The organism is Protofrankia coriariae (assembly GCF_001017755.1).
Lineage (GTDB): Bacteria > Actinomycetota > Actinomycetes > Frankiales > Frankiaceae > Protofrankia > Protofrankia coriariae.
In genome coordinates this window covers 37,825-45,200 of sequence record NZ_JWIO01000035.1, presented here as the reverse complement: position 1 = coordinate 45,200, position 7,376 = coordinate 37,825, and the positions used below count along the sequence as shown (strand labels likewise).

Genomic DNA, 7,376 nt, shown 5'->3' with positions numbered 1-7,376 from the left:
GGGCCAGCCGCGACGGGCCGGCGGGGGACGACGTTCTTGGCGCTGCGGGTACCGCCACGTCCGTGCCGTGGGTCGCCGTGTCATGATCCGGAACGATCTGCGCCGGTATGGATACGTCAGGTAGATCGGTGGCCGGTGTCGCCGTGGGCGACGCCGGGCGGGCCGCCGCGCCCCCGAGCCAGAACCGCCGCCGCTGGAATGGATAGGTGGGCAGGTCCGTCACGCGCGCCGCCGGGTCGATCGCCGCGGCCCAGTCGACGTCGACCCCGCGCACGTACGCCTCGGCCAGCGACGCCAGCAGCCGGCGGGGGCCCCCGTCGTGGCGGCGCAGCGTACCCGTGACGAGGGTGTCGGCGTGCCCGGGGCCGGCGTCCGCCGCGATCCGCTGGATCGCGCCGGTGAGGACCGGGTGCGGTGTCATCTCGACGAACGTGCCGTGCCCGGCCGCGAGCGCCGCCCGCACCGCCCGGTCGACGTCCACGGTCTCCCGCAGGTTGCGGTACCAGTAGGCGGGGGTCAGCTCGGTGGTGGGCAACCTGCCGGCGGTGACGGTCGAGTAGAACGCGACGTCTGCCGCCACCGGGGTGATGCCGTCGAGCAGCTCGAGCAGCCGCTCGCGCACCGGGATGACCTGCGGCGAGTGCGAGGCGTATTCCACCGGGATCCGGCGGACGTCGACACCGGCCGCGGTCAGTGTCGCCACGAACTCGTCGAGGGCGCCGGTCTCGCCGGAGACGACCGTGGCGTCCGGACCGTTGATCACGCCGATGCCCGCGCGGTCGGCCCACGGCGTGAGCAGCGTGGCGACCTCGGCCGCGGGCAGCGGGACCGACACCAGCCNCCAGCCCGCCGCGGCCGGTGATATCGACCAGGGCGCGGCTGCGCAGCGCCACCACGGCCGCGGCCTGTTCCAGGGTGAGCGCGCCCGCCACGTGCGCCGCGGCGATCTCACCCTGGGAGCTGCCGATCACCGCGTCGGGCTCGACACCGAAGGCCCGCCACACCGCGGCGAGGGAGACCATCACCGCGAACAGCGCCGGCTGCACCACGTCGACCCGCTCCAGCGACGGGGCGCCCGGGGCGTCACGCAGGACGTCCGGCAGCGACCAGTCGACATGGGGTGTGAGAGCCGCCGCGCACGCCTCGATCGAGCGGGCGAACACCGGGGAGGTGTCCAGCAGCTCCGCGGCCATGCCGGCCCACTGGGAGCCCTGGCCGGGGAAGACGAAGACGGTCCTGCCGCGCTCACCCACCGACCCGCGCACCACGCCCGCGGCCGGTTCGACGGCGACGAGCGCGCGCAGCCCGACGGACAGCTCGGCCCGGTCGGCGCCGATCACCACCGCCCGGTCCTCGAAACGTGCCCGGGTCGTCGCCAGCGACAGCGCGATGTCCGCGGGATCGCCCCCGCCGCCGGTGCTGTTACCGTCGGCGCCGCCGTCTCCGCTTTCAGCGTTCTCAACGCTGCTGCCGGTGCCGCCGGCGGGGGGGTCGGTGAGCAGCGCCAGCAGACGGCCGGCCTGGGTGTCCACCGCGTCCACGCCACGCCCGGACAGCACCCACGGCGCGACGCCGCGTACCGCGGGCTCACGGCCACCGTCGGCGTGTGCCGCGGGCTCACGATCGCCGCCGGCGCGCGCCGGCGGGGCCGACGACGCTTCGGCCGCCCCGGATCCTCCGGCCGCTCCAGCTGCCCCGGCCGCCGTGGGCCGTGCGCTGGGCGCCTCGCCCAGCACGACGTGGCAGTTCGTCCCGCCGACTCCCCACGAGCTCACCCCGGCCAGCAGCGGCCGGTCGTCGTGCGGCCAGGGCCGCCGGGCGGTCACCACGCGCAGCCGCAGCTCCTCGAACGGGATCCGGGGGTTGGGCGTGACGAAGTTCAGGCTCGGCGGGAGCACCCGGTGCGTGATCGCGAGGACCGTCTTGACCAGGCCGACGATCCCCCCGGCGCCCTCGAGATGGCCGATGTTCGTCTTCACCGACCCGACCAGCAGGGGGTCGTCNGTCGGCGGGCCGGCCGACACCGTAGGCGGCGCCCAGCGCGGACGCCTCGATCGGGTCCCCGACCGCGGTCCCGGTGCCGTGCAGCTCGACGTAGCGCACGTCGCGCGGGTCGACGCCGGCGCGGCTGGCCGCCGCGCGCACCACGTCCCGCTGGGCCTGTGCGCTCGGGACGGTCAGGCCCGCCGTGGCGCCGCCGCTGTTGACCGCGCTGCCGCGGATCACCGCGTGGATCCGGTCGCCGTCGGCGAGCGCGGCCGCGAGCGGCTTGAGCACGACGACCGCGCCGCCCTCGCCGCGCACGAAGCCGTTCGCCCGCGCGTCGAAGGTGAAGCACTGCCCGTCCGGGGACAGCCCGCCGAAGCGCTGCGCGCTGACAGCCGTCTCGGCGGTGAGATTGAGGTGGACGCCGGCGGCCAGCGCCAGCTCCGACTCGCCCGAGCGCAGGCTCTCGCAGGCCAGGTGCACCGCCACCAGCGACGACGACTGGGCGGTGTCCACCGTCAGGCTCGGGCCGCGCAGGCCCAGCAGGTAGGACAGCCGGTTGGCGATGATGCCGCGGGCCAGCCCGGTCAGAGTGTGCCGGGTGACGGCGTTCAGGCCGTAACGGTGGACCAGCCCGGCGTAGTCGCTGGCGATGGCGCCCACGAAGACGCCGGTGCGGGTGTCCGCCAGCGCGGCCGGGACGACGCGGGCGTCCTCCAGCGCCTCCCAGCCGAGCTCGAGCACGAGACGCTGCTGCGGATCCATCGCGTCCGCCTCGCGCGGCGAGATGCCGAAGAACTCCGGGTCGAAGTCCGCGACGCCGTCGAGAAAACCGCCGCGCAGCGGGCGGATATCGTCCGGGATTCCCTCCCAACGGCCGGCGGGAACATCCGTGACGGCGCTGCGCGCATTCTCCAGCAGCTGCCAGAACTCCCCGGGGCCGACCGCCTGGGGCAGTCGGGCGGCCAGCCCGACGACGGCGATGTCGGACGGCGTCTCGGCATGCGACATCTTGGGTGTCCATTTCCTCTCGTAAACGGCCGGCGCGGCCGGATGCCGGGGTGGCGGCNGGCTGGCCGCGCCGGCCGAAGGCGGCGCGATCACGTTCGTTGTTTCGCGCGGAGACGGGACCCGGATTTCGGGAAGATCTGGTGTGGCTGCCGGGGACCGCGGAGGGGCNCTCGGGGACGAGCCGCACGGTGTGGATCTCGATGAACGGGTGACGGCGGGGGTGCCGTTCGAGCGGCGGGCCGGCCGGCCGCGCGGTCAGCCGGCCCTGCCCCGCCGCGCGGTCAGGCCGGCCCCGGGCACCGGGGCTGTCAGCGCGGTTGCGGGTTCCCGAGGCGACAACAACGCTCGGCGCAGGGGAGACCGTGGTGGGGACAGCGTGCGGCGCGGCGGCGGCTGGAGCGGTGCGGTAGCACGCTGTATCACACCCTTTCGTCTTCGTCCGCGCCTATGTGTTCCGCGTTCACACGTCCCGTCCACGCACACCTGACCGGGGCGCCCGGACACGGCCTGCTGCCGGCCGCGCCCGCGCCCGCCCTACGGGCGTGCGACGAACCGTACTCGGGTACCCGCCGGTCCGTCAGGAGGGCCAGTATGTAGATGGTCCGCAGAAAAGCGCGCGGCGATAACCCCTATCGATACCCCTAGTCGACCCTTACCGTCATTGTGGTACAGCTCACACGGGATGTGCGGCCCATATTATGTGCCAGCTGCCCCGGAGAATAAAACGTTGGCCTCTGTGAGGCTTTTCCTCGGATGCCGGTCTTGCTTCCCGATGGCGGCCCTGATAGGGATGACGGAAACCAGGCCGGGTATTTTCGGGCGTCATCCGCCGGCCCGGCCGGCCGCCGGCAGGAAAGGACACCAGTCGTCATGACGCGACCCGGGGTGAGTGCCGGCGACGGTACCGGCAGCGGTACCGGTGCCGATCTGTGGATACGGCGGTTTCATCCGGTGGCGGATCCCGCCGGGCGGCTGGTCTGCTTCCCGCACGCGGGCGGCTCGGCGCCCTTTTTCTTCCCGCTGTCCCAGGAGCTGTCCGCGCCGGCCGGCCCGGGCCGGCGCGGCGTCGACGTGCTCGCCGTCCAGTACCCCGGCCGCCAGGACCGCCTCGNCCGCCTCGGCGAGCCGGCGGTCACCAGCATCGCCGGGCTCGCCGAGGGGATCGCCACGGCCCTGCGGCCGTGGGCCGGCGAGCCGCTGACGTTCTTCGGGCACAGCATGGGCGCCGTCGTGGCCTTCGAGGTCGCCCTGCGCCTGCGGGCCCGCGGGCAGGACGGCCCGGTGTGCCTGATCGCCTCCGGCCGCCGCGCGCCGTCGAGGTACCGCCAGCGGCAGGACGTCCACCGCCGGGACGACGCCGGCATCGTCGCCGAGCTGCGCCAGCTCGCCGGCACCGACCCCCGGCTGCTCGGCGACGAGGAGATCCTGCGGATGATCCTGCCGGCGATCCGCGCCGACTACACCGCGGTCGAGACCTACCGGTCGCAGCCGGGCGCGGTGCTCCCCTGCCCGGTCACGGTGTTCACCGGCGACGCCGACCCACAGGTCACCCTCGACGAGGCACAGGCCTGGCGGGAGCACACCACCGCCGGGTTCGACCTGCGGGTCTTCCCCGGCGGGCATTTCTACCTGGCCGAGGACCCCGGGCCGGTCATCGCGGCCATCCGCGCCGAGCTGGCGGCGCGGGCCCCCGCGGTACCGGCGTCCGCCGTGCCAGGGCCTGCTGTGCCGGCTCCCGCTGTGCCGGAGCCCCCCAGCCAGGCGGCGAGCTCGCGCACCTCGGCGCGGTAGAGCGTCGCCGGGTCCGCCACGTGGGGCCGCAGGTGCCCGTTGATCTCGAGTGCCAGTAGCCCGTGCAGCCGACCCCAGATCCGTAGCGACAGCGCGACGGCCGCCGGCGGCAGGCCCGGGACCGCCGCGCGGGCCAGCGCGGCGAACGGCGGGGTGAAGTCGGACCAGTCGTAGTCGTCCGTGCCAGCGCCCGTGCCGTCCAGGTCCGCCCCGGGCGCGGACATCCGCTCCCGCAGGCCCGGCCAGGCGGTCTCCACCAGGCGCAGCAGCACGCCGCACGCCTGCTGCTCCGCCGAGGACGCGTCACCCTCGGTCGGGAAGCGGTAGCCCGGGATGGGGCTACCGTAGAGGAGCTGGTACTCCTGCGGGTTGGTGACGGCCCACTCGCGGTAGGCCATCGCCACCGCGACCAGGGCGGCGCCGGGATCGTCGGCGGGCGCCGCGGCCCGGACGGCCTCCAGGCGCCGCGCCACCGAGGTGTAGATGTCGGTCACCAGCGCGGTGATCATGTCGTCGCGGGTGTCGTAGTAGCTGTACAGCGCGCCCGCGGTCATGCCCATCTCGCGGGCGATCGCCCGCAGCGACAGCGCTGCCGCGCCACCGTCGGCCATATGGCGCAGTGCGATCGCCTTGATCTCGCGGACCGTCTCGGCGCGTAGCCGGTCACGGCGCCGAAGCATGCGATCTTCCACCGTTGGCAGTTTACAGCGCCTGTCTCCTGCACTGCGGCCAAACTTTGATAGCCGTGTAGTCTTTGAACATCGTACTGTCGCGTCAGTTGGCCCGGACGGTCCTCGCCCCACGTCGCCCCACGTCGCCGCACCCTGCGCCGCCCGCGTCACGTCGTCCGTCCGGGCTGGTCCCCCGTGTCAGCCGTCGCCTCGAGGAACCCGAAGAACCGAAGAACCCGAAGAAGAGGAAGGGGCTCGCCCCATGACTGTCCCCGCAGCCCCCGGGCTGCCCTATCAGCGCGCCCGGCTCACCCTCGCGCTGCTGGCGTTCGCGCAGTTCATCGTCGCCGTCGACTACAACATCGTTTATGTCGCGCTGCCCGACATCGGCGTCGAGCTCGGCTTCACCTCGCAGTCGATACAGTGGGTGGTCAGCGCCTACGCCGTCGCCTTCGGTGGCCTGCTGCTGCTCGGCGGACGTGCCTCCGACCGGCTCGGGGCGCGCCGCGTCTTCAGCGTCGCGCTTCTCGTATACGGCCTGTCGTCCCTGGCCGGCGGGCTGGCGTCGACACCCGGCGTGCTCGTCACCGCGCGGACGGTGCAGGGAATCGGCGGCGCGCTGCTGTTCCCGGCGATCCTCAAGCTCATCAACACCATCTACGAGGAGGGAACCGAACGCACCCAGGCCCTGGCGGTGTGGAGCGTGGCGGCCAGCGGCGGGCTCGCCGCCGGGGCCCTGCTCGGCGGGCTGCTCACCGACTGGTTCGGCTGGGAGTCGGTCTTCTTCGTCAACGTCCCGCTCACGGCCGTGGCCCTGCTGGGCGTCTCGCGCCTGCTGCCCGCGGACCCGCCGCGGGCGCACGGCCTGAAGGGCTTCGACCTGCCCGGCGCGCTGATCGCCACCGCCGGTGTGGCGCTTGTCGTCTTCGGCCTGGCCTCCGGCTCGGAGGTCGGCTGGACGGCCGCCCGCACCACCTCCTCGATCATCGTCGGGGCGGTCCTGCTGGCCGGGTTCGTCCTGGTCGAACTGCGTACCCGGGATCCGCTGGCCCCGCCGCGACTGTTCCGGCAGCGCACGCTGGTGATCGCGATGCTCGCGGTGCTGCTGCTCGTCGGCAGCCTTGCCGGCGAGTACTACCTGTTCACGACATACCTGCAGAACGTGCTTGACTTCAGCCCGCTCCAGGCCGGGCTGGCGTTCCTCCCGCTCACCGTGATCTCGATGGTGGGCGGCGCGGCGGCCGTCACCCTGCTCACCCGCTACGGGCTGCGCACCACGATGGCCGCGGGCCTGTTCGTCGGCGGCGTCGGCATCGCGGCCGTCACCGCCGGGGTGTCGGTGGACGGCTCGTACCCGGCCCTGCTGCCCGGCCTGGTGCTGTGGGGCATCGGCGGTGGGGTCGCCTTCACCGCGGTGTTCGTCGCCGCGTCCGCCGGGGTGGCACCGGCCGAGCAGGGCGTCGCCAACGCCCTGGCCTCGACCTTCCAGCAGATCGGCACCGCGCTGGGGCTGGCCGTGATCGTCGCGGTCGTGACGGCCCGTCCGCACGGGCCGGCATCGCTGGACGCCACCGCGACCGGGGTCGTGGACGCGCTGCGGGTGGGTGGCTGGGTGTCGGCCGCCATCTGCGCCGCCGGGACCGTGGTGGCTCTCGCGCTGGCCCGCACGCCCCGGCCGGCCGGGCAGCCGGCCGCGCAACCGGCCGGGCAGCCGGCATCCGCCCCGGGCGAGCCGGCCGACCCCCAGCACCAGCCCGTGTGACACCAACCCACACAAGGTGACGGGGCCGCGACCGGACCTGTCCCAGCTGTCGTCCCCGCGGGCCCTCCTGGGCTGGCCCGCGGGGACGGCTTCGTTTTTCCGCCCGGTTCTCCCGCCCCGGCCCTGGCCGCTGGCCGGCCCGCCGGTGGCGCCGC

At 74.2% G+C, this 7,376-nt stretch carries 3 protein-coding genes and 3 pseudogenes; 2 read left to right on the top strand and 4 right to left on the bottom strand.

The window, feature by feature from the left end; genetic code table 11:
• From FrCorBMG51_RS32675 to FrCorBMG51_RS35010, 3 genes and pseudogenes are all read right to left on the bottom strand, one after another.
• A partial coding sequence (locus tag FrCorBMG51_RS32675; protein ID WP_200902505.1) for an acyltransferase domain-containing protein occupies window positions 1–835 on the bottom strand: 835 nt, incomplete at its 3' end.
• Window positions 836–896: 61 nt separating this feature from the next.
• A pseudogene (locus tag FrCorBMG51_RS35015) lies at window positions 897–1,979 on the bottom strand (acyltransferase domain-containing protein); the annotation flags it as partial.
• Between the two features lie 94 nt (window positions 1,980–2,073).
• Window positions 2,074–2,997: pseudogene (locus FrCorBMG51_RS35010) on the bottom strand (beta-ketoacyl [acyl carrier protein] synthase domain-containing protein); the annotation flags it as partial.
• A 753-nt stretch (window positions 2,998–3,750) separates the two neighbouring features.
• Between FrCorBMG51_RS35010 and FrCorBMG51_RS27210 the strand changes: the two are divergent.
• Window positions 3,751–4,608 (top strand): annotated as a pseudogene (locus FrCorBMG51_RS27210) (thioesterase II family protein); the annotation flags it as partial.
• Window positions 4,609–4,622: 14 nt separating this feature from the next.
• Here the strand turns inward: FrCorBMG51_RS27210 and FrCorBMG51_RS18695 are convergent.
• Window positions 4,623–5,468, bottom strand: a complete 846-nt coding sequence (locus FrCorBMG51_RS18695; protein ID WP_047224345.1) for a TetR/AcrR family transcriptional regulator — start codon at window positions 5,466–5,468, stop codon at window positions 4,623–4,625.
• Window positions 5,469–5,721: 253 nt separating this feature from the next.
• Between FrCorBMG51_RS18695 and FrCorBMG51_RS18690 the strand changes: the two genes are divergently transcribed.
• Entirely contained in the window at window positions 5,722–7,221 is a 1,500-nt protein-coding gene (locus FrCorBMG51_RS18690) for an MFS transporter (RefSeq protein WP_047224344.1), read from the top strand.
• The last annotated feature ends 155 nt before the right edge of the window (window positions 7,222–7,376 follow it).

Coding starts and splice junctions, on each gene's coding strand:
- FrCorBMG51_RS18695 (WP_047224345.1), bottom strand. CDS start 5,468: ATGCTTCGGCGCCGTGACCGGCTACGCGCCGAGACGGTCCGCGAGATC.
- FrCorBMG51_RS18690 (WP_047224344.1), top strand. CDS start 5,722: ATGACTGTCCCCGCAGCCCCCGGGCTGCCCTATCAGCGCGCCCGGCTC.